This is a genomic window from Parasphingopyxis marina (assembly GCF_014237875.1).
In the GTDB taxonomy this organism is placed as follows: domain Bacteria; phylum Pseudomonadota; class Alphaproteobacteria; order Sphingomonadales; family Sphingomonadaceae; genus Parasphingopyxis; species Parasphingopyxis marina.
Genome location: NZ_JACJVJ010000002.1, coordinates 396,975 through 421,301 on the forward strand (window position 1 = coordinate 396,975; position 24,327 = coordinate 421,301).

General features: G+C 64.8%; 23 protein-coding genes and 1 tRNA gene. 8 read left to right on the plus strand and 16 right to left on the minus strand.

Annotated elements, in window-relative coordinates; all coding sequences use genetic code 11:
- Positions 1-142 precede the first annotated feature (142 nt).
- The 4 genes from H6P80_RS10560 to H6P80_RS10575 form a co-directional block, all read right to left on the minus strand.
- Positions 143-1,951, minus strand: coding sequence for a sensor domain-containing diguanylate cyclase (locus H6P80_RS10560; RefSeq protein ID WP_185801347.1), 1,809 nt, complete (start codon positions 1,949-1,951; stop codon positions 143-145).
- Positions 1,952-2,023: 72 nt separating this feature from the next.
- The gene (locus H6P80_RS10565; RefSeq protein WP_185801348.1) at positions 2,024-3,793 is read right to left on the minus strand and encodes a sensor domain-containing diguanylate cyclase; all 1,770 of its coding nucleotides are present in this window, start codon (positions 3,791-3,793) and stop codon (positions 2,024-2,026) included.
- Between the two features lie 109 nt (positions 3,794-3,902).
- Positions 3,903-4,412: a DsrE family protein gene (locus tag H6P80_RS10570; protein WP_235973864.1), complete on the minus strand. Its 510-nt coding sequence runs from the start codon at positions 4,410-4,412 to the stop codon at positions 3,903-3,905.
- A 101-nt stretch (positions 4,413-4,513) separates the two neighbouring features.
- Positions 4,514-5,197: a DsbA family oxidoreductase gene (locus tag H6P80_RS10575; protein ID WP_185801350.1), complete on the minus strand. Its 684-nt coding sequence runs from the start codon at positions 5,195-5,197 to the stop codon at positions 4,514-4,516.
- Between the two features lie 116 nt (positions 5,198-5,313).
- Between H6P80_RS10575 and H6P80_RS10580 the strand changes: the two genes are divergently transcribed.
- The 7 genes from H6P80_RS10580 to H6P80_RS10610 all read left to right on the plus strand — a co-directional run bounded on the left by H6P80_RS10580 (position 5,314) and on the right by H6P80_RS10610 (position 13,488).
- Positions 5,314-5,388, plus strand: a tRNA-Glu gene (locus H6P80_RS10580).
- Positions 5,389-5,498: 110 nt separating this feature from the next.
- Positions 5,499-6,968, plus strand: a complete 1,470-nt coding sequence (locus tag H6P80_RS10585) for an aldehyde dehydrogenase (RefSeq protein WP_221892987.1) — start codon at positions 5,499-5,501, stop codon at positions 6,966-6,968.
- Between the two features lie 12 nt (positions 6,969-6,980).
- On the plus strand, positions 6,981-8,372 hold the full coding sequence (locus tag H6P80_RS10590; protein ID WP_185801352.1) for an FAD-dependent oxidoreductase: 1,392 nt from the start codon (positions 6,981-6,983) through the stop codon (positions 8,370-8,372).
- A 4-nt stretch (positions 8,373-8,376) separates the two neighbouring features.
- Positions 8,377-9,225: a cupin domain-containing protein gene (locus tag H6P80_RS10595; protein ID WP_185801353.1), complete on the plus strand. Its 849-nt coding sequence runs from the start codon at positions 8,377-8,379 to the stop codon at positions 9,223-9,225.
- A gap of 48 nt (positions 9,226-9,273) precedes the next feature.
- Entirely contained in the window at positions 9,274-10,257 is a 984-nt protein-coding gene (gene glk, locus H6P80_RS10600; RefSeq protein ID WP_185801354.1) for a glucokinase, read from the plus strand.
- Between the two features lie 38 nt (positions 10,258-10,295).
- On the plus strand, positions 10,296-12,971 hold the full coding sequence (gene ppc / locus H6P80_RS10605) for a phosphoenolpyruvate carboxylase (protein ID WP_185801355.1): 2,676 nt from the start codon (positions 10,296-10,298) through the stop codon (positions 12,969-12,971).
- A 64-nt stretch (positions 12,972-13,035) separates the two neighbouring features.
- The gene (locus H6P80_RS10610) at positions 13,036-13,488 is read left to right on the plus strand and encodes a c-type cytochrome (RefSeq protein ID WP_328804990.1); all 453 of its coding nucleotides are present in this window, start codon (positions 13,036-13,038) and stop codon (positions 13,486-13,488) included.
- A gap of 6 nt (positions 13,489-13,494) precedes the next feature.
- Here the strand turns inward: H6P80_RS10610 and H6P80_RS10615 are convergent, their stop codons facing one another.
- Together H6P80_RS10615 and H6P80_RS10620 are read right to left on the minus strand one after the other, a co-directional pair.
- Positions 13,495-14,505 (minus strand): zinc-dependent alcohol dehydrogenase family protein, encoded by a 1,011-nt coding sequence (locus H6P80_RS10615; RefSeq protein ID WP_185801357.1) that lies wholly within the window; start codon positions 14,503-14,505, stop codon positions 13,495-13,497.
- Positions 14,502-15,323 carry a crotonase/enoyl-CoA hydratase family protein gene (locus tag H6P80_RS10620; RefSeq protein ID WP_185801358.1) on the minus strand — a complete coding sequence of 274 codons (822 nt, stop codon included), beginning with the start codon at positions 15,321-15,323 and terminating at the stop codon, positions 14,502-14,504. Before H6P80_RS10620 ends, H6P80_RS10615 begins: the two co-directional genes overlap by 4 nt.
- A gap of 91 nt (positions 15,324-15,414) precedes the next feature.
- Here H6P80_RS10620 and H6P80_RS10625 point away from each other — a divergent pair, with 91 nt between their 5' ends.
- Positions 15,415-16,353: an XdhC family protein gene (locus H6P80_RS10625; protein ID WP_185801359.1), complete on the plus strand. Its 939-nt coding sequence runs from the start codon at positions 15,415-15,417 to the stop codon at positions 16,351-16,353.
- Here H6P80_RS10625 and gspN read toward each other — a convergent pair.
- The 10 genes from gspN to H6P80_RS10675 are packed head-to-tail and all read right to left on the minus strand — an operon-like array spanning position 16,323 to position 24,327.
- On the minus strand, positions 16,323-17,045 hold the full coding sequence (gene gspN, locus H6P80_RS10630) for a type II secretion system protein N (protein ID WP_185801360.1): 723 nt from the start codon (positions 17,043-17,045) through the stop codon (positions 16,323-16,325). The genes H6P80_RS10625 and gspN overlap by 31 nt on opposite strands.
- On the minus strand, positions 17,045-17,530 hold the full coding sequence (gene gspM / locus H6P80_RS10635; protein WP_185801361.1) for a type II secretion system protein GspM: 486 nt from the start codon (positions 17,528-17,530) through the stop codon (positions 17,045-17,047). The genes gspN and gspM overlap by 1 nt, the downstream gene beginning before the upstream one ends.
- On the minus strand, positions 17,527-18,630 hold the full coding sequence (gene gspL / locus H6P80_RS10640) for a type II secretion system protein GspL (RefSeq protein WP_185801362.1): 1,104 nt from the start codon (positions 18,628-18,630) through the stop codon (positions 17,527-17,529). The genes gspM and gspL overlap by 4 nt, the downstream gene beginning before the upstream one ends.
- Positions 18,627-19,616, minus strand: a complete 990-nt coding sequence (gspK, locus tag H6P80_RS10645) for a type II secretion system minor pseudopilin GspK (RefSeq protein WP_185801363.1) — start codon at positions 19,614-19,616, stop codon at positions 18,627-18,629. Before gspK ends, gspL begins: the two co-directional genes overlap by 4 nt.
- Positions 19,613-20,215, minus strand: a complete 603-nt coding sequence (gspJ, locus tag H6P80_RS10650) for a type II secretion system minor pseudopilin GspJ (protein WP_185801364.1) — start codon at positions 20,213-20,215, stop codon at positions 19,613-19,615. The genes gspK and gspJ overlap by 4 nt, the downstream gene beginning before the upstream one ends.
- Positions 20,212-20,592 carry a type II secretion system minor pseudopilin GspI gene (gspI, locus tag H6P80_RS10655; RefSeq protein ID WP_328804991.1) on the minus strand — a complete coding sequence of 127 codons (381 nt, stop codon included), beginning with the start codon at positions 20,590-20,592 and terminating at the stop codon, positions 20,212-20,214. Before gspI ends, gspJ begins: the two co-directional genes overlap by 4 nt.
- On the minus strand, positions 20,579-21,022 hold the full coding sequence (locus H6P80_RS10660) for a prepilin-type N-terminal cleavage/methylation domain-containing protein (protein ID WP_235973865.1): 444 nt from the start codon (positions 21,020-21,022) through the stop codon (positions 20,579-20,581). The genes gspI and H6P80_RS10660 overlap by 14 nt, the downstream gene beginning before the upstream one ends.
- Positions 21,023-21,050: 28 nt before the next feature.
- Entirely contained in the window at positions 21,051-21,503 is a 453-nt protein-coding gene (gene gspG, locus H6P80_RS10665; RefSeq protein ID WP_185801366.1) for a type II secretion system major pseudopilin GspG, read from the minus strand.
- 9 nt (positions 21,504-21,512) lie between these two features.
- Complete coding sequence (gspF, locus tag H6P80_RS10670) at positions 21,513-22,754, minus strand: type II secretion system inner membrane protein GspF (protein WP_185801367.1); 1,242 nt, start codon at positions 22,752-22,754, stop codon at positions 21,513-21,515.
- Positions 22,747-24,327, minus strand: a complete 1,581-nt coding sequence (locus H6P80_RS10675) for a GspE/PulE family protein (RefSeq protein WP_185801368.1) — start codon at positions 24,325-24,327, stop codon at positions 22,747-22,749. Before H6P80_RS10675 ends, gspF begins: the two co-directional genes overlap by 8 nt.

Genomic DNA, 24,327 nt, shown 5'->3' on the forward strand with positions numbered 1-24,327 from the left:
CTCAGCGGTATATGAGCACCGGTCCTCGGCCGGTGGGCGATGCCTTGCGGCCCATCCGCGCCGGGCGTAACCTTCGGCGATTACCCCCGGCCTGTGTCAACCAGTGTCAACCGGATGTGACCTTTCACTCCGGCCGGCAGGATCAGGCGGCGGCTTTCTTGTCGCGCGCGGTCGCCACGACGATGCGGTCGCGACCGCTTTCCTTGGCCCGATACAGCGCCGCATCGGCGGCGTTGATCAAGCGGTCGACGGGGACCAGTTCGGGCGCGCTTGCAAGGCCGATCGACACCGTGATCGCGCCGAGAGCGCGGTCGCCCTGGTGCAGGCTGAGCGCGCGGATTTCGGCGCGGATCTGTTCGGCGCGATCATTTGCCGCGTCGAGGCCAAAATCGGGCATCAGCAGCGCGAATTCCTCGCCACCATAGCGGAAGGCCATACCGTCTTCCCGCGTCGAATTTGCAAGTACGGTACCGATTTCCCGCAGCACGATATCGCCCGCTTCATGGCCATGGGTATCGTTGAACCGTTTGAAATGGTCGACATCGAGCATCAGGCAGCTCAGGGGAAAATCGCCCCGTCCTGCAGCGCCGGCGAGTTCCGCGAGATTTTCATCGAAGGAACGCCGGTTCGGAATCCCGGTCAATCCGTCGATCATCGCCATCTCGCGCAAGGCTTCGCGGAGCCGGAAATTGGCCAGCGACGACGCGATATTCTCCGCCAGCAGGTTGATGTAGATTTCGGCGGCGTCGTCCTGCGCGCTGCCCGGCTCGCGCGCTTCGAGATACAGCAGGCCGATCGTTTCCTGCTGGACCGTCAGCGGCAAGCAGATGCTTTCGACGATCTCGCCATCCGCCGCGCCGAGATGCTCGCAGGCTATATCGATATCGTCCCCGAGCGGCTTGTGCATCACACCGCGCCGCAAGGCCCAGCAGCTGTTGAGCGGAAATTCCGCGCCCGAATGCCGAGGATCGAGCCAGCTACAGCTCTCGGCCATCACCCTGCGCGCTCCGTCGAGCACATAAAGGCGCCCGGCATGGCTGGGGATGATTTGCGGCGCAAAGCGTTCGACGATGCCGTTGAGGTCGGCCATCGTCTGGCAGCCCTGCATCCGCTGGATCATGCGCGACAGCAGGTCGCGCGCCGCCCGGTCGGCCTCGCGCTCGCGTTCGAGACGCTGGCGTTCAAGGCCGTTTTCGCGAAAGACGCGAATCGCTCCGGCCATATCGCCGATCTCGTCGACCTGGTCATAATCGGGCGCTTCCACCTCGTAATCCTGCGCCGCGAGACGGGTGAGCACGTCGCTGAGCCGGACCACGGGCCGCAAGATGCGTTGGCGCAACACGAAGAAGAGAACGCAGAAGAAGAGCAGCGCGGTGATCGCGACGACGATTTCCGAAATGGTCCGCCAGAGCCGCGCCGCCCGTTCGGCATCGGCGACCTCGTTGGCGGTCCGTTGATCGAGACGATATTGGAAACGTTCGATCATATTGTCCATGCGCGCGAGTTCGCGCTCATATTCCGGGCCGAACATGATCCCGCGGGCCGTATCGCTGTCGCCGCCCTGATAGGCCGCGATCGCCGCCTCCTGTTCGTCATGCAGCGTGTCGGCCCAGCCTATGCCTTCGGCCAGGGCGTCGAGCTCGTCCGGAAGCGCGCCGGCATCCTCGATATGGGATATCCGGCCTTGGATTTCGTCGAGCTGATCGACATGGCGCCGGTAAACCGTAAGATGGACCGGATCCCCGGTGATCACATATTCGCGCGCCTGATCGGTGAGCCGGTATATTTCCGCATCCAGCCGCGACGTCGCCTGGTCGAGCCGATAGCGTTGCTCGACAGCCGCGCGCTCCTTTTCATGAGCGCTCGACGCCAGCAGCATCGTCGTGCCCGAAACGACCGTGAGCGCCACCGTCGCCCCATAGGCCCAGTTCGTGATTGTCGCTAACCGCATGAAAATCGGTCCTAATCGAACATGATGGGATAAAGGTTAACGGTCGGAACCGCGCATCGGCGCGCGATGCGGTCAGGCGGTGCGCGGATTGAGCACCGCTCCGCCCTGCGCGGCTTCCGGGCCATTGCCGGACCCGCCTTCCAGCACGACCCGGTCCCGGCCCTCCAGCTTGGCGGCGTAAAGGGCGGTATCCGCTGCGCTGAAGATTTCGTCGGCCGGCCTGCCGTCGATCATCGCGACCCCGATACTGACCGTGATCGGTTCGTTGAGCGATCGCACCGCCTGTTCGATCGTTACTATAAAGGTCATGCGGATCGCATCGGCGAGGATACGCGCCTCCTCGGCGTTCCGGGCATCGAGCATCAGCGCAAATTCCTCGCCGCCCAGCCGGTACGCCTTGCGGCAATAGCCCTTGGCCCGCACGTTGCGCATCAGCTTCCCGGATTCGCGCAGTACATCGTCTCCAACCTGGTGGCCGTAACGGTCGTTGATCTGCTTGAAATGGTCGAGATCGAGGATCGCCAGCGCGCCGGTGGGATTGCGCGTCAGCGCGAGATCGAAGCTGCGGCGGTTGCCAAGTCCGGTGAGCCCGTCGGTATCGGCGAGCTTCTGCAGCTCCTGCTCCCGGGCGACGGCCTGGTCGCGCTCACGGCGCAGCACCATGACGCGATAGGCAACGCCCATCGCCGTAACGATCGCCTCGAGGCTGAGGCCCAGATAGAGGGTATAGTCGATTTCCGTCGGCAGGATGTAGAGATCGAGTCCGCGCATGATCCGCTCGCTGGCGAGCAAGGCGGACAGCGACCAGCCGCCCAATATGAACCATGCCGCCTTGCTGCCCTTGCGCAGGGCATAAGGGATCAGGACTACGAACGCCGCGAGCTGCGGGAGATAGGCGAGGTGATACAGGTTGCGCCCGATAAAGGGCATCATCGGGTAGATGGTCATCATGCAGGCCGCATTGACGGCAAGCAGGATACTGGTCCCCACGACGAAGCGCTTTTGCCGCTCCGAGAATATCCCTTCTTCGATAAAGGCGAGCGAAAAGAAGCCGGCGAAGGCGACGGCCATCGACAGGGCCGAATAAGCAAGGATGATCCGCAGCCAGAGCCCGGTCTCGGGAAAGAAGAACATCACGAGGTTCGACGAACACAGGGTATAGACGACGATGCTGGTCGCCATGAGCGCGTGCAGCAGCATGAAGCGATAGCGCAGGAAGAAATAGAAGGCGCCGCTATAGAGGATCGGCAGGAGGACGAGCCCGCAGAAAATGGCGAAGACCACCGAACGGCCGTAGCGCTGATGCGCGGCCGTGCTCGCCGAAACGATTTCGACCGTCGTGATCGAGGCGCGCGACCAGAGCCCGTCGACGCCGATCAGGATCTCCTCGACCGCGCGCTCGCCGCCATCGATGCGGATCGAATAGCGGGCGCCCGCGGTCCAGCGCCTCGCGATATCTTCCGAATCGTACCGGCGCACCGACCATTGTCCATCGGACCCGCGCAGGGCGACCGTAAGCTCGTCCACCGGGGCGATATCGCTTTCGAGGTAGAGCGGGCCATCGGGCAGGCCAGCATCGGCCGTCGTGAGCCGGACCCAGGCATAGAGGCCGAAAACCTCCGCTGAACCGGCCGAGCAATCGAAATCGGCACTGCGCGCTTCGGCTTCGGCGAAACTGAGTGGTGTGTCCGTCTGGAGAAGGCAGCCGTCTTCGAAAGGCTGAACCCCGGGTTCAGCCGATGCCTGGACGGGGCCCAGAAGCACCAATAGCGCTGCTGCGAGCGCGAAAATCGCGCGCGCGTTCCCGGCGCTCCATCGCAACGCCGTCAGAAAAAGCGCCATTCGGCCCATGCGTTCCAAACCCCAAATACCGAAAAGGGTTTACGGCCAAGCATTTGAATAAAGGTTAACCGAGCGTTGCGATCTCCGCCGCCATCGGGGCGTTTCAGGGCTAAAACGGGTTCAGTGTATAGCCCTGCTGCTGGAGCAGCGCGTGCGCCGTCATCGCGGACAAGGCCATCTCTACCCCGGGCAGAAGATCGGCATTAGCGACACCGTAATAGGCCGCGCTCTGGCCGCAGACATAGAAGCGGACGCCGTGACGCTGAAGCTCGGCAACCGCTGCACCACTTCCGTTTTCAGCGCCGTCAGTATGCGCGCCATAGAATGGGTCGCGGGTGACGTCCCGCACCGCCCGGCCGTGAATGACGATCGCAAGGTGAATGCGCTCTTCCGGAACCCCGGCTTCGGCGTGCATATTGAGAAACCGGGCGGCGCTGGCGAACGTCCGGTTGATCTCGCCGGGATCCGCAGCCGTCGAAACGTCGAAGACGACCCGAAATTCTGCGTCGGCTGGAATTTCCATATCCTGCTCGACATTGGCGACATTGCCGAAACCCGGGATGACGGGACCGGGATGAAAAGCATCGCTTTGCGAAGCCGCGGGCGCAGAGGCCGCCATCAAGGCCGCTATAATACCCCATTTCAAAGACATGTCCGCGCCCTTCCCTGGCTCCGTCGAGGAGGACCCAGCCTAGCGGGACCGCGCCGAAAACAAAATGTTCAGGCAGGAACGGCGGAAAGCGGGGATACGGGCTTGGACATTTCGCCGGCGATGTGCCGCAGTGCCTTTTCGAATGTCGGCGCGGGCTGGCCGCCATTGATCACATAGATATCGTTGATGATTATCGTGGGAACCGACTGGATGCCGCGATCCCGGTTGTGCCGCTGCTCGGCGCGGACATGCCCGGCATAGGATCCGCTCGTCAGCACCTCCATCGCTTTCGCCCGGTCCAGTCCAACGCTTGCCGCGATATCGGCCAGCGTCTCGTGATCGCCGATATTGCGGCAATCGGTGAAATAAGCCTGGAACAGCGCGTGCTTGAGCGGACGCTGCCTGCCCTCGTCCACCGCCCATTCGAGCAGTCGGTGCGCATCGAAAGTGTTGTAGACGCGAAAGCCCGGCCCGGCGTTCATCGCGAAGCCCGTTCCCTCGGCCCGCGCCTTGATCTCGTCGCTGCGCGCTTTCGCCTCTTCGGCGGGCATCCGGTATTTTGAGGCAAAATATTCGGCCCGGTCGACGCCTTCGACGGGCATATCGGGATTGAGTTCAAATGGGTTGAAGCGAACGGTCGCGTCGATCTCGTCGCCGATCGCGTCGAGCGCCGCTTCGAGATTGCGAAGCCCGATCACGCACCAGGGGCAAGAGACATCGGAAACGAAATCGATCTTGAGACGAACGGCCATGGCGGCTCTCCCTGCGCTGTACGGAGTCGGCGAAACGCCGAAGAGCGGATCATAGCACAGATCCGCGCGGGAGTTGACCTCGCCTCCCCTCACCCCTAAATCAGCCGCCCGCTTATGGCCCCTTCGTCTAGCGGTTAGGACGCGGCCCTCTCACGGCTGAAACACGGGTTCGATTCCCGTAGGGGTCACCAGGGCATTCCTTCCCGGCACGCACGCATTCCACCCGATGAAAAGTCCGGGCAAGCCTTTGCTTGTTCAAGGCCGGTTAGATCACCTACCTTCGATATCGAAGGAGAAGATGGTGGCAGAAAGGGAGAAGCCCGCGGAGCGCGAATGGCGGATGCTGATCGGTGGCGAATGGCGCGATGCCGAGAAAAGCTTCCCGTGCATCGATCCTTACACCGAAACCGAATGGGGCGCGGTGCCCGAAGCCTCGGCAACCGACATAGGTGATGCCGTCGAAGCGGCCGCCGGAGCCTTTGATAGCTGGCGCACGACATTGGCGGCCGAGCGCGCGCGGCTTCTCTATCGTCTCGCCGATCTCGTCGAAGCGCATGGCGAGGAACTGACGCGGCAGCAGATATTCGAAAACGGCAAACTCATATCGGAGATGCGTCCGGGCATCGGCGCATTGGCCGGCGACACCCGCTTCTTCGCGGGTCTCGCCGAAGCGCATAGCGGCTTCGCCGTGCCGCCGCCCCGGCCCAATTTCACCACCTATGTGAAGCGAGAACCGATCGGCGTGGTCGCTGCGATCACGCCGTGGAACACGCCGCTGGCGCTGCTCGGCTGGAAACTCGGCCCGGCACTCGCTGCCGGCAACACCCTTGTCGTCAAACCCTCCGAAGTAACGCCGACTTCCACACTATTGCTTGCCGAGCTTGCCGAGCAGGCCGGTTTTCCTCCCGGCGTCATCAATGTCATCACCGGTCACGGCGCGTCCGGCGTGGCGCTCGTCGCACATCCGAAAGTGGACAAGATTGCCTTTACCGGTTCAACGGCGACCGGCCAGGCGATTGCGGTCGAAGCGGCAAAACGCACAGCGCGGGTGTCACTCGAAATGGGTGGCAAATCTCCCAACATCATCTTTGCGGATGCCAATATCGACAGTGCCGTGAACGGCGTGATGGCGGGTATCTTCGCCGCAACCGGACAGAGCTGCATGGCGGGATCGCGCGTGCTCGTCGAAGCGCCGGTTTATGATCGGGTTGCCGAACTGCTCGTCGAACGGGCGGAGAAGATGATCGCCGGCGATCCGCTTGATCCCGGCACCCAGCTCGGTCCCCTCGCCTCACGCGCTCAGCTCGAGAAGGTGCTCGGCTTTTTCGAGGTGGCGAGGGAGGAAGGACTCCAATGCCTTACCGGCGGCAAGCGCCTCGACAGGGCCGGCTTCTTCGTCGCGCCGACCGTCTATGGCGACGTTTCCAACGATTGCCGGATCGCGCGCGAGGAAATTTTCGGGCCAGTCGTCGCGCTGATCCGTTTCGAGGGCGAGGAGGAAGCCGTGCGCATCGCCAACGATACGCGCTACGGACTGGCCGCCGCGGCCTGGACCGAGGATGTCCGCCGCGCCCATCGCATGGCCGATGCGCTGCGCGCCGGCACCGTCTGGATCAACAATTATCGGATATTGGGGCACACCATGCCGTTTGGCGGCGTCAAGCAAAGCGGGCTTGGACGCGAAATGGGCGCACAGGCGCTCGACGCCTATACCGAGTTGAAGAGCATCTGGATCGACCAGGGCAATCCGGTCGAATTTCAGGTGGGGTAGGAGAGGAACAGGATGAGCGAGACATACGATCTCATCGTTATCGGCTGCGGCGCGGCCGGGCTGTCGACGGCGGTCGCCTATGCCGAGGCGAGGCCCGACGCGAAAATTGCCGTGCTCGAACGCGCAACAAGGAAGGGCCGAGGAGGTGCGACGCGCTGGACGAGCAGCTGGTTCCGGATCACCGAAGACCGCCAGCTCGATCCGGCCTTTATCGGCAAGATGGAAGAAGTATCGGGCGGCAAGGCCGATCTCGACTATTGCCGTATGCTGGAGGCAGAAGCCAGGGCCACGCTCGATTTTCTCGAAGGGCATGGCGTCGAGCTGATTTTCTTCAAACAGCCCTTTGCCAACCGCAACACCGGCGGCGGGCTCGGCATGCCGGCGCAGGGCGGCGCTGGTATCGTCGACGGGCTCGCCGCCCGGTTCGAAGCGTCCGAAGGCGCCGACATTCTTTATGAGACCGAAGCGGTGCGGCTGACGCAGGACGAGCAAGGCCGGGTCGACGGCGTCGTCGTCCGCAACCCCGACCGCGCCGAACATGTCTTGAACGCCCCCGCTGTGGTCATCGCCTGCGGCGGCTTCGAGGGAAACAAGGCCATGCTCGCCGAACATCTCGGCGCGCGCGGAGCAGAGCTCGACGTAATCGCCCCGACGTTGGTCAACAATACCGGCGACGGGCTGAGGATGGCGACCGCGCTCGGCGCCGACACCGCCGGCCAGTTCGACATGTTCCATGGCGAACCCGTCGACACGCGCTCGTCCAAGCCCGATGCCGTTGTCTACCCCTACCCCTTCGGCATCCTCGTCAACGGCGAGGCCAAGCGCTTCTTCGACGAGGGCCAGGACAGTTTCGATTCGACTTTCGAGCTGCTCGGCTACGAGATCTGGAAGAACCAGAACCAGACGGCGTTCCTGATCGCCGACCAGCAGTTTCTCGCCATCCCCAATGTTGAAGGCATCAACCTGTCCGATCAGCCGCCTATCGAAGCAGACACCATTGCCGAACTGGCGGAAAAACTCGGCCTCGATCCCGCCGCGCTCGAAGCAACCGTCGCCGAATATAACGAGGCCGTCGAGCCGGGAGAGTTCGACCCGACGATTCGTGATGGCAAGGCCGCTCCTTCGCTTACGCCGCCGAAATCGAACTGGGCGCAAACGGTCGAACAGGCCCCCTTCCTCGCCTGGCCGCTGACCTGCGCGATCACCTTCACGTTCGGTGGCCTCCGCTCGGATAGCCGGGCCCGCGTCGTCCGGCCCGACGGCACACCGATCCCCGGCCTCTATGCGGCGGGCGAAGTCACAGGACTTTATTACAAGGAATATCCAGCGGGCACCTCGGTACTGCGCTCGGCGACCTTCGGGCGGATCGCCGCGCGCGAGATCGCCGCCACGGCGGGAAACTAGCCCGATGGCCGAGATCATTCACACCGCGCGCATGCCCTGGGGCGAAAATCTCGCTGCCCAGCGATCGGGCGGCATGGCGCACAAGCTGCTGTTCGAGGGCGAAGAAGGCAGCCCCGACAATTACATGCTCGTGCTCGCCGACGAGAAGGACGATTATTTCTCGCCGCGACACCGCCATCCCTGGGATCAGGTCCGCTATTGCCTTACCGGCACCGTACCGATCGGCAAAGGGCTGGGCGTCGCGGCAGGAGAGGCCGCCTATTTTCCGGAAGGCGCCCATTACGGCCCGCAGGAAGGGGGCGGCGACCGGATCGAACTGTTGCTCCAGTTTGGGGGCGCCAGCAAGCTCGGTTATTTCGGGGCCGAAAGGCTAAAGGCTGCGCGCATCGAAATGCAGGCCTTCGGCCGTTTCGAAAAAGGCGTCTTCTCGCGCACAGACGGCGAAGGCCGAACGAACCAGGACGCCTATGAAGCAATCTGGCAGCACATCACCGGTGAGCCGCTCGCCTATCCCGATCCCGCATATAAGACACCGGTCGTGATGAGACCCGAGGCACTGGCCTGGTCTGATACCGGGGAAACCGGCGTGCGCCGCAAGCTTGCCGGCGTCTTCCCGCATCGCGGACTGACGGTCGCGCTCTACGATATCGCCGCGGGATCGACGGCCACGCTTTGCGACGATGGCCGACTCGATTTCCTGTACCTGCTCCAAGGCAGCGGCGCGATCGGTCCGGATCGCTACGAAAAGGAAAGCGTTGTCCGGTCGGATTGGAGAGCCACCGAGATACTACACGCCGAAACCGATACGCGCTGCCTGGCGATCGGCGTAGCTAGGGTTTTGCGCGCGCCCTGATCCGCAAAACCCTTGAGGTGTTCCCAATCGCGCCTACAGTCAGGCGCCATGCAGATCGTGACAGCCGATATCGGCGGAACCCATGCGCGCTTCGCTCTGGCCGAGGTCGACCAAGGCCGCGTCATCGCGCTCGGCGAACCAGTGAAGATGCGCACCGGCGATCATGCGAGCCTGACCACCGCCTGGGAAGCGTTCGGCGCAACGCTCGGCGAAAATTTGCCCAGGGCAGCCGCTATCGCCATCGCCGCGCCGATCCGTGGCGATGTCATAAAGCTCACCAACAGCCCCTGGGTGATGCGACCTGCGAAGCTCGCCGAAGAACTCGGCGTCGAGCATCATGTTTTGCTCAACGATTTCGCCGCCATCGCCCATGCCGTGGGCGCGGTCGACGAATCTCATTTCGCCACGATTTGCGGGCCCGACATTCCCCTGCCCGACACCGGCATCGTCAGCGTCGTCGGCCCCGGCACCGGTCTTGGCGTCGCCGCGCTGCTCCGCGAACCCGGCGGCCAGCGCGTTATCGCGACCGAGGGTGGGCATGTCGATTTCGCCCCGCTCGACGGTATAGAGGACCGGCTGCTCTCCCGGATGCGCGAAAAGCACCGCCGGGTTTCGGTGGAGCGGATCGTGTCCGGGCCCGGCCTGCGCGCCATTTACGAAACGCTCGCCGAGATCGAAAACCGCGCCATGCCGCGAGGGGACGACCGCGCGCTGTGGACGGCCGCGCTCGAAGGTGTCGACAGCCTAGCTGTGGCTGCGCTCGACCGCTTCTGCCTGTCGCTCGGTGCGGTCGCAGGAGACATCGCGCTCTCCCACGGCCCCGGCCCGGTCGTGATCGCCGGCGGGCTGGGCTACCGGCTTCGCGCGTTGCTGCCGCAATCGGGTTTCGCCGAACGCTTCGCCGCCAAGGGCCGCTACGAAACGCTGATGCGCGCGCTGCCTGTAAAGCTCATTACCCATCCCGAACCCGGCCTGTATGGCGCAGCTGCCGCCTTTGCGCAGGCTTATCGCGGAGGCGTTGACGCGACATAGCGATTGACCCGCCCCATGCTGCGATGCAACATGAGCATATGCCTACTCCACCGCCGATATCGCAGAACGAAGACGTCCGCTTTCTCGGAAAACTGCTCGGCGATGTGATCCGCGCCTATGGCGGCGATACATTGTTCCGCCGCACCGAATATATCCGTGCCGCCTCGGTAGACCGGCATCGGGGACTAGCCGGATCCGACGCCATCGATCCCGGTATCGACGCGTTGACCCTTGATGAAACGCTGTCTTTCGTCCGCGGCTTCGGCCTGTTTTCGATGCTCGCCAACCTTGCCGAGGATCGGCAGGATCTGCTCAACCCCACCGACACCGGCCTCGCCGAAGCGCTCGCCGAGCTCAAGGAGCATGGAATTGCGAGCAAGGACGTGGTGGCAATGCTTGAAGATGCGCTGATCGTACCCGTGCTGACAGCGCATCCCACCGAGGTTCGGCGCAAGAGCGTGATCGATCACCGCAACCGGATCGCCGAGCTGATGCGGATGCGCGATCGCGGCCGAGTCGAAACGCTCGAGGGCGACGATGTCGAAGATTCGATCGTCCGCCAGATCGCCCTGCTCTGGCAGACTCGGCAGCTGCGTCGCGTGCGGCTCTTCGTCGCAGACGAGGTCGAGAACGCGCTCTCCTATCTGCGCGAGATCTTCCTGCCGGTTCTGCCCGGCCTTTATAATCGCTGGGAAGAAGCGCTGGGCGACCGCCCCGCTAGTTTCGTTCGTCTTGGCAGCTGGATTGGCGGGGATCGCGACGGCAATCCCTATGTCACGGCCAGGGAGCTCAAACTTGCGCTCGGCCGGGCCGCTGAAACCGTGCTCGGCCACTATCTCGACATGCTCCACGAACTGGGCGCGGAACTCTCCATTTCGAGCGAGGTTTCGGAGATCGAACCCGCCGTCATCGCGCTCGCCGATGCGAGCGGGGACGAAGCGCCGAGCCGCGCCGACGAACCCTATCGCCGCGCGATCGCCGGCATCTACGCGCGGGTCGCCGAAACGCATTGCCAGCTGACCGGCAAACCCCCTGCCCGCCCGGCCGCGATTGCCGCAGCAGCCTATGCCAGTCCGCACGACCTCCAGACCGACCTGCGCACGCTGGCACGCTCGCTCGTCGCGCGCGGTGGCGAGACGTTGGCGTCGAGCGGCGCGCTTGGGCGGCTGATCCGCGCGGTGCGCACATTCGGCTTCCACCTCGCTACGCTCGACATGCGGCAGAACAGCGCCGTTCATGAGCGTGTCGTTGCCGAATTGCTCGAAAAGGCAGGCGTCGAGGCCGATTATCTCGCGCTCGACGAAGCGGCGCGAGTGAAACTGCTGCGTACCGAACTTGCCTCGCCGCGGCCGCTGCGAACGAAATGGGCCGACTATTCCGACGAAACGCGGAGCGAACTCGCGATCGTCGAGGCCGCCGCCGACGCGCACGCCAAATACGGCCCGCAATGCATCACCAATTATGTGATCTCGATGGCCGAAACGGTTTCGGACATGCTCGAAGTGCAGCTGATGCTGAAGGAAGCCGGTCTCTACCGCCCCGGGGAAATCCCGCAGGCGCCGATCATGGCGGTGCCGCTGTTCGAAACGATCGGCGATCTCGAAAACGCGCCGGGGATCATGCGCGATTATTTCGCGCTGCCCGAAATCGCTGCACTGGTGAAGGCGCGCGGGCATCAGGAAGTGATGATCGGCTATTCCGATTCCAACAAGGATGGCGGCTATCTGACATCGAGCTGGATGCTAAGCCGGGCGAGCGAAGCGCTGGCGCCCGTCTTCGCCGATAACGGGATCAAGATGCAGCTGTTCCACGGCCGCGGCGGATCGGTCGGCCGCGGCGGCGGTTCGGCCTTCGAGGCGATCCGGGGTCAACCCGCAGGCACCGTCAACGGCCGCATCCGGATCACCGAACAGGGCGAGGTGATCGCCGCCAAATATGGCACGCCCGAAGGCGCGCGCTCCAACCTGGAAGCGATGGCGGCCGCCACGATCCTTGCCACGCTGGAGCCCGAGCAGCTTTCGGCCAAGGACCGCGAGCGCTTTTCCGAAGCGATGGACACGCTCTCGGGCGATGCGTTCCGCGCCTATCGCGCGCTCGTCTATGACACGCCCGACTTTGCCGGCGTTTTCCGCCAGATGACACCGATCGCGGAGATCGCCAATCTGAAGATCGGCTCACGCCCGGCGAGCCGCAAGAAATCCGGCAAGATCGAGGATCTGCGCGCCATCCCCTGGGTTTTCTCCTGGAGCCAGGCGCGGGTCATGCTGCCCGGATGGTACGGCGTCGGCCACGCGCTGTCGGCATTCGAGGACAAGGGATTGCTGCGCGAAATGGCTGCAGCATGGCCGTTCCTGCAATCGACGCTCGGCAATATGGAAATGGTGCTCGCCAAATCCGACATGGGCATCGCCCAGCGCTATGCCGGGCTCGTCGAGGACAAGGAAAAGGGCGAGGCGATCTTCGCGCAAATCCGCGAAGGATGGAGCCTGACCCACGATTCGCTGCTTTACGCGACCCGCCAGACGCGGCTGCTGGAAAAATCGCCGAAACTCGACACCTCGATCCGGCTGCGCCTCCCCTATATCGAACCGCTCAACCTGCTCCAGATCGAGCTGCTGAAACGGCACCGCGCCGGCGAAACCGACGAGCGGATCGCCGAGGGCATCCAGCTCTCGATCAATGCGATTGCGACGGCGCTGCGCAACAGCGGCTAGGCGATTGACGCGCGCGAGGAAAATGCCGCAAAGCGCGCGCGAAATCTGCCGAGGGGAACGATCCGTGAAAACACCGAACAGAATAGTCATCGCTGCGTTTACCCTGAGCGCGCTATCCGCCTGCGGGTCCGGCGACAGCGGCAATGACGAAACGACGGTGACCGAAACGAGCGGCGGGCCACCGGAAACCGCCCCTGAAGGCGGTGAAGAAGCGGGCAGCGCGGCTGCGGGCGAACGGCTTTTCGCGCAGTGCATGGCTTGCCACTCTGTCGAGCCCGGACGCAACGGCCTTGGTCCCTCGCTGCACGGGGTCTTCGGCCGGGCGGCGGGCGCGGACGCCAGTTTCAGCTATTCGCCCGCGATGCGCGACAGCGGCATCACCTGGACGGCGGAGGAACTCGACCGGTTCATCGAACGGCCGATGCAGACGATACCCGGTACCCGGATGAGCTTTATCGGCGTCCGCGACCCGCAGGGCCGCGCCGATCTGATCGCCTATCTCGAAACGCTGCAATAGGCGCCGTCAGCCCGGAATATCGAGAACGATTTTCCCGAAATGCCGTTGCGAGGCCTGATGCGCGAAGGCCTCGGCGAGTTTTTCCAGCGGATAATGGCTGTCGATCACCGGCTTGATACCATTTGCCTCGATCGCCTCGATCATGTCGCGCTGGTCGGCCTGGCTGCCGACGGTGATACCGGTCAGCACGAGATTCTTCATCATGAAGAGCGCGGTCGGCACCTCGCCGCTCGTGCCGGTCAATACCCCGATCAGGCCGATATGCCCGCCGCTGCGCGCGGCCTGGATCGACTGTTCGAGCGTGCCCGGCCCACCGACCTCGACCACCGTGTCAACGCCGCGCCCGCCGGTCCATTGGAGCGCCGCCTTCCCCCATTCGGGAGTTTCCTTGTAGTTGATCAGGTGATCGGCGCCGAGATCCTCGAGTCGGTCCAGCTTTTCACCCGATGACGAGGTCGCGATCACCGTCGCGCCGGCCGCCTTGGCAAATTGCAGCGCGAAGATCGAGACGCCGCCCGATCCCTGCACCAGCACGATATCGCCGGGCTTGGTCGTCGTCACCGCGAACAGCGCACGCCAGGCTGTCAGCGCGGCGCAAGGGAGGGTCGCCGCCTCGGCCATGCTGTAGCCCTTGGGTGCGCGGGTAAACGCGTTCGCGGGCATCGCGACATATTCCGCCGCGAAACCGTCGGCATGATCGCCGGGCACACCAGCCCGCCTTTCGGTCGTTCCCTCGCCGTCCTGCCAGTTGGGGAAAAAGGCCGAAAGCGCCGTATCGCCGGGCTTCCAGCCCGAAACGCCCTCGCCCAGCTCGACAACTTCGCCCGCGCCGTCGGACATCAGGATACGCCCGTCACCGGTCGGAATCCCGCCCAGCGCTACGACGAAATCATGATAGTTGAGCGAGCTCGCCGCGAGTTTCACCAGCAGTTCGCCCGGCCCCGGTTCCGGCCGGTCGCGTTCGAGAATTGCGATATTGTCGAGCCCGCCGGGTTTCTTGAGCGCCGCGACCTTCATCGGGCGGCATCGGTGAAATTGCCCGCGCGCTTCTGCATGCCGGCCATCACCGCCTCGATCTGGTTGGGCTTGCCGATTACCGCGCCCTGTTCGCGCGATTCTTCGAGCAAAATCTCCGCCGCGCCGAAATCGCGCGACATGTTCAGCAGGCGCTTCGCGCCGCGAACGGCGTCCGGGCTCTTCGTCGCAATTTCTCGCGCCATCGCCATCGCGTCTTCGAGCGGCGTTGCGGAGACATGCGTTGCGAAGCCGAATTCCAGCGCCGCATTTCCATCGAATTCTCGGTGCGTAAAGGTGAGCTCCCGCACCACATCGTCGCGCGCGAGCGAACGGACGATGGCGATGCCTGCCATATCCGGCACCAGCCCCCATTTCATCTCCATGATCGCATGGCGCGTGTCCGGTGCGGTGATCCGGATATCGGCTCCGCAAGCGATCTGAAACCCGCCGCCAAAGGCCACGCCGTGCACGGCCGCGATCACCGGCACCGGCAAGGTGTGCCAGCCCCAGGCGACCTGCTGGAAACGATTGGCATCGCCATGGGTACGGCCCTCGAGGTGGTTCGAACCGGAGGCCGTACCGGCTTCCGACTGCTGCGCCATCCCGGCGAAGCTCGCCATGTCGAGACCGGCGCAAAAGGCCTTGCCCTCGCCCGACAGTACGACAACCCGCAGGCCGCTTTCTCCGTTCAGCCGGTCGATCGCGTCGATGATTCCGTCGAACATTGCCGGATCGAGCGCATTCATCTTGTCCGCCCGATTGAGCCGCACATCGGCGACGCCATCCTCGCCGATGGCGATGGTCACGCGTTCCGTCATCCCAAACTCCTTTTCTTTCATGCTCTGGCACAGGCTTGCGAGGCCGCGCAACCGGCTTGCGCTTTCGCCGCCGAACGGGCCAAAGGACGGCATGAACGGAGATCTCGACCGGTTGCTGGCACGCGCCGCCGAATGGCGCGGCGCGAAGACGGCGCTGGCAACTGTGCTCAGCACTTGGGGATCGGCGCCCCGTCCGCGCGGAAGCCATATGCTCATTCACGAGGATGGCCGTTTCGCGGGATCGGTATCGGGTGGCTGCGTCGAGGGCGAGGTGTTGCAGGCAGCCGCCGAGGTGATTGCTGATGGCAGGTTTCGGCAGCTGACCTTTGGCGTCGCCGACGAAAGCGCATGGGACGTGGGCCTTCCCTGCGGCGGCAAGATCGCGATTTTGGTGCAGCCCGTGGGCGACGATGGCTTCGCGCCGATGCTGTTCGACCGGATCGCCGAAGCCCGGACCGCTGGACAATCGCTGTCACTGTCGACCAACCTCCAAACGGGACTGACGCACCCCGGCGCCCGTGAAGAGGATTGGGATAATATCTACACCCCGCCGCGCCGCCTGCTGATCGTCGGCGCCGTCCAGATCGCGCAGCATCTCGCCCGGATCGCGCGCGAAATCGATGTCGCACCGACCGTGATCGATCCACGCGCGCGCTTCCTGACCGCCGAGCGCTTTCCCGACACGCCGCTCGACGACCGCTGGCCGGACGAGGCGATTGCTGCGCACAAAATCGACAGCGCGGCGGCCATTGTCACGCTAAGCCACGATCCCAAGATCGACGATGCCGGGCTGATCGCCGCGCTGGCAACGCCTGCCGCTTATATTGCGGCCCTCGGTTCGCAAAAGAGCCATGCCGCACGGATCAAACGGTTGCGCGAGGCCGGGATTTCAGAAGAAAACCTTGCCAGGATGGACGCTCCCGCAGGGCTGCCGATCGGCGCGATGGGCCCGGCCGAAATTGCCTTGTCGATCGCGGCCGGCATGGTCGCGGCCTTCGCTCAGAAGGAACCCTGGACCCGCATCGCATAGCCGTTGGGGCCGGGCTGAAAGCCCGCCCGTGTCAGTCGTTCGCGCGCGGAATCATCCTCGGCGCGGACCGAAAGGTCGGCGACATAGTTGCCGTCGGCGCCGATCCGGACGTCGAGCCGCTCCATCCCGCCGTCGCTGGCCAGCGGCAGCAGCAGCGCATCTTCGGCGCATTGCGCATTGCCCACCAGGGTCCGTGCCGCGATCACATCGCCCATGGACCCACCCAGTTCCGCGCGGACCAGGCCCGACGCGTCCTGGCAAAGCCCGTTCGCGAAATGGACGCTGACATCCTCCAGATTCAGCAGCGACACGGGTAGCGGCGCAAGCAGCTGGCCCGCCGCCACGGAAACGGTCGCATCGTCGAGCCCCGCTTCGCTTCCCGCGATCGTCAACGCGGCGCGGAGCCCCTGCATATCCTGTCCGGCTACGAGATGACTTTCGATCGAAACGCGCGCCCGTCCGGCGAATAGCGGGAAAAAGCCGAGCCCGGCATCAAGATGGCCGAGCCCCGCATCGCCATAGCGCGCGTCGAGCAGCAGCCCGCTCCAGATGCTGCCCCGCGCCTCACGCGCCGTCAGTCCCTGATCGTCGAAACCGAGAAAGCCGAGCCCGAACCGCATCGGGATCGACACGAGAAGCGCGATCAGGAAAATGATCAGGAAGAAGACCCGGCGGCCCATCGGCATGCGCATCAGCCCTGCCCCCCACGCCGGAAGGTAACATCCACCGATAGGGTTTCGTCCGAATTGGGCCGTACCGTCAGCGCGTCGACCGAGAGCCCCATCCGGCCTTCAAGGCCTGCCACCCAGGCGAAAAAAGTCTGGGGCCGAACCGCGCCGATGATGACGCGCACGCCGTCAGTGCCGACAGGCTCGGTCTCGGCCGTGTTGAAGCCGGTACGCACCGCTTCGGCGAGAACGATATCGACGATGCGGCCTTCGGGCGCGGTAACGGGATTTGTCCGCGCCGCCTCGATCTGGTCGAGACGGTTATCCACCCGCCCCAGCGCAATGACTGCCATGTCGTGCCGCGCCTTCACCGAATCCAGCGCCATGCCGAGCGGACGCACGATCGCCAGCCATGCCAGCACGATTGCGAAAAGGCCCGCCGCGCCGAGAAACAGCCAGCGCTCGCGCTGGGTGCGCGTCGACCACCATCGCTGGAACCGTTCGCTCATGGCGCCCTCACCGTAAAATCGCCGATCTGCCGTCCGCCGCCATCGCGCACCGCGCCGGGCGTCACGACGAGCCCGGCCTGCGCCATGCGCTGCTGCAACGCCGTCAGCTCGGGTTGGCCGGGAGCCGCGGCAACAATCTGCAAGCTGCCATCCTGCGCATAGATCATCGACTGCAGTTCGACGCCGGCCGTATCGCGGATCGCCGCGAAGGCGGCGCTGGCGATCTCGCCATAGCCGGGGCCGCCGCCCGCCTGGTACAGCCGTTCGCGCAGTTGCGCCTCGGGATCGACGATCTCGACATTACCGGGGATCGCATCGCGCGCCCGCGCCACCGCTTCGCGCTCCAGCCCATCGGCGGCGAAGCTGTAGCGCGCGATCATCGTCAGCTGGATCAGCAGGGTGACGAGCAGGATCGCCGCACCGATCAGCGCGAGCCGTTTCACCAGCCCGGCCTCGAGCTTCCAGCGCCGCCGCTTCGCATAGCTGCCTTGCCGCAAATTCAGGGTGCCGCCGTCAAGCACCGCGCCGAGATCGTTATCGAACGCGGCGGCATCGATGCTCTCGACCCGCTCGTCGCCAACGAGTAGCGCCGCGATTTCCGGCTCCGCCGCAAAGGCGCGCTTTGGCCCGCGGACATTGTCGAATCCTGCACGCTTGAACAGGCGCACGCCATCTTCGGGCGGCGCGAGCAGCATCGGTTCGGGCACGACGATATCGGGATCGAGCCCAAGCGCGGCCGCTTCGGCGAGCCAGCCATCGATCGTTCCGCGCGCGACGATTGCGAGCGGGCGTTCGCCATCTTCGTCCGCCTCAGGGCCGTAGGCGACATGCACCATGTCGGTGGGTTCCGCGCTGACCTCGCCCGCCATGATCCGGGCCGCTGCAAGCGCCTGCGGCGGTGCGAGCGAGCCGGGTATCGCGGCCCAATGGATCGCAACATCGCTACCCGGCACAACGAGCACGACGGCCTCGCCCTCATCTTCGCCCGGTATCGGCAGTCGTTCATGTCCCGATTGGCGGATAACGATCCGGCCATCGGCAATGCGTAGCCAGCCCGGCTCGGCACCGAGATAGACGATCAGGAATCCGCGCTCGCTCATTCGTCCGCTCCCCAGCGCCGCGACACGACCCGAGCGGGTGCAAGGCTGGCGTCGATCAGCGCGGATTGCGCGAGTTCGACCTCGCCCAGCGCGACTTCGAGTTCGAGCCGGAAATAGCGCGAACGGATCTGCGGTTGGCCGATCACCTCGGCCAGCGGTTCCTGTCCGGCCAGCGCCGGCTGGTTCCAGAAATCGGCGACCGAATTCCAGCCCGTCGCCGGACGCGCGGCGATCGCCTGGCCGGCGCCGGCGATATTCAGGGTGTTGGGCAGCAGCATGGCGACGAGCGGAGCCTGTTCCGGAAGCAGGGTGTTGACGTTGATCGGCGACAATTCGGTCGTCGGGAGGGCGCAGAGCCAAGGGCGCATCCGCTCATAATAGGCGGGCGTGACCCCGGCAACCGCGCGCAGCTCGCTGACTTCGGCAAAAACGGTGTTGCCGGTCCGATAGGGTTGGTCCGCGCCGCTATAATTGCGGTCCTCGCTGCCCTGGCGCGCCGGGCTGCTATCGGCATCGATCCAGTCGGCGGCCGACCAGGCGATACGCTCGGCGTCTCCCGGCGGGATTTCGAGCGCGGTCATCAGCGCGGTAAACTGGATGACCGCGACCTGATCGGTGGTCAGCGCGGCGGGGTCATTGCCCTGCCCCAGACTGTTGACGTTGAAACAGTTGCCGCCGTCCCAGACCCGCGCACGCGCCACGCCGCCGTCGGGAAGCGGAAGCAGGGTTTCCTCCCCCTGCCAATCGCCTTCGAGCGTCGTCTTGCCCGGCGACCGCGCGAGCAAATCGTTGATGCGGACAACGGCCAAAGATTCCGCGCCGGTCGAATAGGCGCGCGCCTGATCGAGCGCGGAAATATTCCCGGCAAGCCGGGTCGCGAATTGCAGCCGTTCGAGCGAGGCCGCGGCCAGAGTCGACATCACCGCGACGACAAGCAGCACCGCAAGCAGAGCCGCGCCTTCCTCGGAGGGCTTGCCCGGCCTCACAGCACCGTTCCCGTCTGGAAGAGTTGGCGAACCGGACCGAGGCCCTGGATCACGACCGTCAGCTCGACAGCATCGGGAAGCTCGGTCGCGAGCGTCGGATCCCAACGCTCGCGCCAGTCGCCCTCGCTCCGGTAACGCAGCGCGACGCTTTCGATACCCTGGACAAGCCGCGCCGGCGGCAGGGCTTCCGCGCCATCGACATAGGGATAGGCAATGCGTTCGAGCGTACCGTCGACCAGGCGGTAATCGACCTTTTGCAGCGAGGAGCGCGCCTCGCCGTCATAATTGGTCCAGCCGCGGCGCACGAAGCTGATCAGCAAATCGCCGTCCGCGCCGCCGCCGCCGAAAAAGGCATTCTGCCGCGCCCCCGCCTCGTCGCGCGCGGGGCGCGGGGCGATCTGCGAGAGGTCGCTGGTCAGCTGCGCGTTCATCCGCCGGATCGCGCCCATATCGGCAAGCGCGTCGGCCGAAGCGGCCTGCGAATCCACGCTGAAACGGAGCAGCGCGACACCTGCCGCCGAAATCAGGCTGAAGATGAACAGCGACACCATCAGCTCGGTCAGAGTGAAGCCGCGCTCGGAGTTTTGCCTCCCCCTCATTGCGCGGCAAACCGGAACACGGTGAGGCCCGCCGCCTGCGCGCCGTTTTCATCGGCGACGGCGATTTCGATCTGCAGGATGCGCGATTCGGGCGACTGATCGGTGACGCGGGCCCATTGCCAATTGCGCCCGCCGCTCACTTCGCTACCGGTCTCCGTGCCGATCGACGGGGGCTGTGGATCGGTGAGCGCTTCGACCGCAATATTGCGGGCGACGATCTGGCCGATCGTGCGGTCGGCGATCTGGGTGGTGTTGGCAACTGTCACGGTTTCGAGATTGAGCAGCGCCAGCGCAGCGATGCTGAACACCGCGAGCGCGACGAGCATTTCGAGCAGGGTGAAGCCCGCCTCTCTGGAGTGGCACCTATCCCTGGACACGGATCGTTCCGTCGGCGCCGATGGTGACGCCGATTTGCTGGCCGTCGCGCGCCAGGGTCAGGTCCAGCGGATCGGTCAGTCCCGTCGCATCGAAAATCGCGCGCGTGCGCTCCCCGTCCTGCTGCGCGACAGTCACCTGGGTTCCTTCCGGCCATTGCCGGTCCTGAAAGGGCGGACGCTCCATCGCAGCCCAGCGTTCCCCGTCATGCCGTTCGAAACCGTAACCCGCGGGCGACACCCATAGCGCCGTATCGCGCATCTCGGCGACCGCCGCTTCCTGCGCGGCCCGGGCGCGAGCGGCAAAAGCCTCGCCCTCGTCGACAAGCCGGCCGCGCGGATCGGGCATCGTCAACACCACGGTAGACGCGAGCAATCCGATGATGACGAGCACCACCATCAGCTCGGTCAGGGTAAAACCGGCCTCGCGCATGGCGCGCCTCATGGCGTGAAGGCCGCTGCTATTGCCAGTTGCCGATATCCGCATTTTCCGCTTCGCCGCCCGGTTGGCCGTCGGCGCCATAGGTCATGATATCGAAGGGGCCGCCGCCCCGCGTGCCCGGCGCCACATAGATATAGGCGTTGCCCCAGGGATCGTTCGGCAGTCGCCTGATATAGCCGCCCTGCCGATAACGTTGAGGCTGGGCGAGATCGCTGGGCGGCGCGATCAGCGCCTGCAGGCCCTGTTCGCTGCGCGGATAGGTCATATTGTCGAGCCGATATTGTTCGAGCGCCGATTCCAAGGTCGCGATGTCCGCGCGCGCCTTGGTGTTGTTCGCCTGGTCTGCGGCGGGCAGCACGTTGATGATTACGATCGTCGCCAGCAGGCCGAGAATGACGAGCACGACCATGAGTTCGGTCAGGGTGAAGCCCTCCTCGTCGAAGGCGGGGCGGATGAGACGGGCAAGCAACATGATTCTTTCCTAGGACATGGCCAAAGTGTTGAGCTGCAGAATGGGCAGCAGGATCGCGAGGATGATGAGGGTCACCACTGCGCCCATGACGATGATGATCGCCGGTTCGAGCAGCGCCAGCGTCGCCTGCGTAAAGGCGTCGAACTCGCGCTCGAGATAGTCGGCGGCCCGTTCCAGCATGGTATCGAGCTGGCCCGAGGCTTCACCGCTCGACGCCATATAGACGAGCAGCGGCGGGAAGATGTCAGACTTGCGCATCGCAGCGGACAGGCTGCCACCCTGGCGTACCGCTTCGGCAATCTCTTCGGATGCCTTTTGCTGCGCGCGGTTGTGGACTGTCCGCGCAGTGAGGGTCAGGCCTTCGAGAACCGGCAGGCGTGCGCCGATCATCGTGGCCAGGGTCCGCGCCATGCGCGCGGCGTGGAGATCGCGGATCAAACGTCCGAGAATCGGAAGGCGCAGCACGCGTCGATCGAAACGCAGCCGGAAATCGTCATTCTGCAATGCGCGCCACAGGCCGAACCCGGCAAGCGCCAACACGATCAGGATCGCCCACCACCAGTTTGCAAGAAAGCTCGAAAGCCCGATCACGATCCGCGTCAGCAGCGGCAATTCCTGCCCGACACTGTCGAACTGGTCGACCACCTGCGGCACCACGAAAATCATCAGCGCGAAGACCACGGCGATGGCGACGAAGGTCAGCATGATCGGATAGGCGAGCGCCGTCAGCACCTTGCCTCGCACCTCGGCCTGGCGCTCCTGCAGGTCCGCGAGCCGAGTGAGGATGGTGGGCAGCGCGCCCGAACTTTCGCCGGCCGCGATCATTGCGCGATAGAGCGGCGGGAAGCTTTTCTTTTCGCGTTCCATCGCGCGGGAGAGCCGCTGACCCTCGGTGACGCCGCTGTGAATCGCATCGAGCACGCGGCGCACGCTCGGCTTTTCAGCCTGCAGGGCAATAGTGCGCAGCGCCTCCTCAAGCGGGCTGACATCGACCAGCGTCGCCAGCTGACGCGTGAAGAGCGTCAGTTCCTTGGCCGAGAGGTGCTTGCGCAACTCAATCGAACGGCTGAGCAGCGGCGTCGTATCGTTCGCCGCGGCCCGGGGCCTCGCGCCCGTGCCTTGCGCAATCTGCACGACGTAAAGTCGCCGCGCATCGAGCCGCTGCCGTGCATCGGCGAGAGACTCGCCGTCGACCGTACCGCGCTTTTCGCGGCCCGCCGGATCGATGGCGAGATAATCGAAGCTAGGCATCGACCGGTTCGGGCTCCTCCGCCCGCGACACCCGCACCGCTTCCTCGGCCGATGTCATGCCCTCGCGCACCAGCGACCGCGCGGCGGAGCCAAGATTGGGCGCGTGAAGGAAAGCGTGTCGGGCGATCTGCGATTCGTCGCCGCCGGCATTGATCATCCGGCGGATATCGTCATCGATACGGATGATTTCGAACACGCCGATCCGACCCTTATAGCCGGTATTGTTGCATTCGGGGCAGCCGCGCGCTTCGTAGATCGGCGTTCCCGTGTCGAAGCCGAGCAGCGCCGCAACCGCGCTCGATGCCTGGACAGGCGCGCGGCAATTCTCGCACAGTTTGCGCACGAGGCGCTGGGCGACCACGGCCCGCAAGGTGGACGCCAGCAGGAACGGTTCGATCTTCATATCGCGCATCCGCGTGATCGCGCCGACCGCGTCATTGGTATGGACCGTGGACAGCACGAGATGGCCGGTGAGCGAGGCCTGCACGGCGATCTCGGCGGTTTCCCGGTCGCGGATTTCACCGACCATGACAACGTCCGGATCCTGCCGCAGGATCGCGCGCAGGCCGCTTGCAAAGGTCAGCCCGACTTTCGGGTTGACCTGGGTCTGGCCGACGCCGTCGATCGCATATTCGACCGGGTCCTCGACCGTGAGGATGTTGCGGGTACCGTCGTTGAGCAGCCGCAGCCCGCCGTAAAGCGTCGTCGTCTTGCCCGATCCGGTCGGTCCGGTAACGAGGATGATACCGTTGGGCTCGCCCATCGCACTGCGGAATACGGTGTCGACCCGCTCAGGCATGCCGAGTTCTTCCAACCCGAAACCGGCATTGTCCTTGTCGAGAATGCGCAGCACGACGCGTTCGCCTGCCCGGCTCGGCAGGGTGGATACGCGCACATCGAGCATCTTTCCGCCCAGGGTCAGCGCTATGCGCCCGTCCTGCGGCACCCGGCGTTCGGCAATGTCGAGCCGCGCCATCACCTTGATACGGCTCACGATCGTCGAAGCGACATGCGGCGGCATACGCAGGGTTTCGTGCAGCACGCCGTCCATCCGCATGCGCACCACAAGGCCGGTTTCATAGGGTTCGATGTGAATGTCCGACACGCCCTGCCGCGCGGCATCGGCGATGATGCCGTTGATTAGGCGGATCGTCGGCGCATCGTCGGCGCTGTCGAGCAAATCCTCGGCGGTTGGGATATCGCTCGCCAACGTATCGAGATCGCCGAGCCCGCTTGCTGCGTCGGCAGCGATACGGCCGTCGATCGCATAGCGTTCGGAAAGCAGCGTATCGAACTGCGCGGGCGCCACCATCTCGACATCGAACGGACGGGAGAGGAAGCGGCGAACCTCAAGCAGCGCGCGCGGATCGTCACCTTCGCGCAGCGCCACCCGAAAGCGCGCGTCGCTCTCCTCGCCTTCGAGCAGCGCAACGCCGAATTTGCGCGCGAAGCCATAGGGGATGTTGACGGAGAGGCCCGACACCGGTTCGGCGTCCCCGGCTGCGATCGCGGCCGCCGCTTCGGCAGGCGTGTCCGTACCGCCTATCTCGTCGCCGCGCCTGACCGTCGTCAT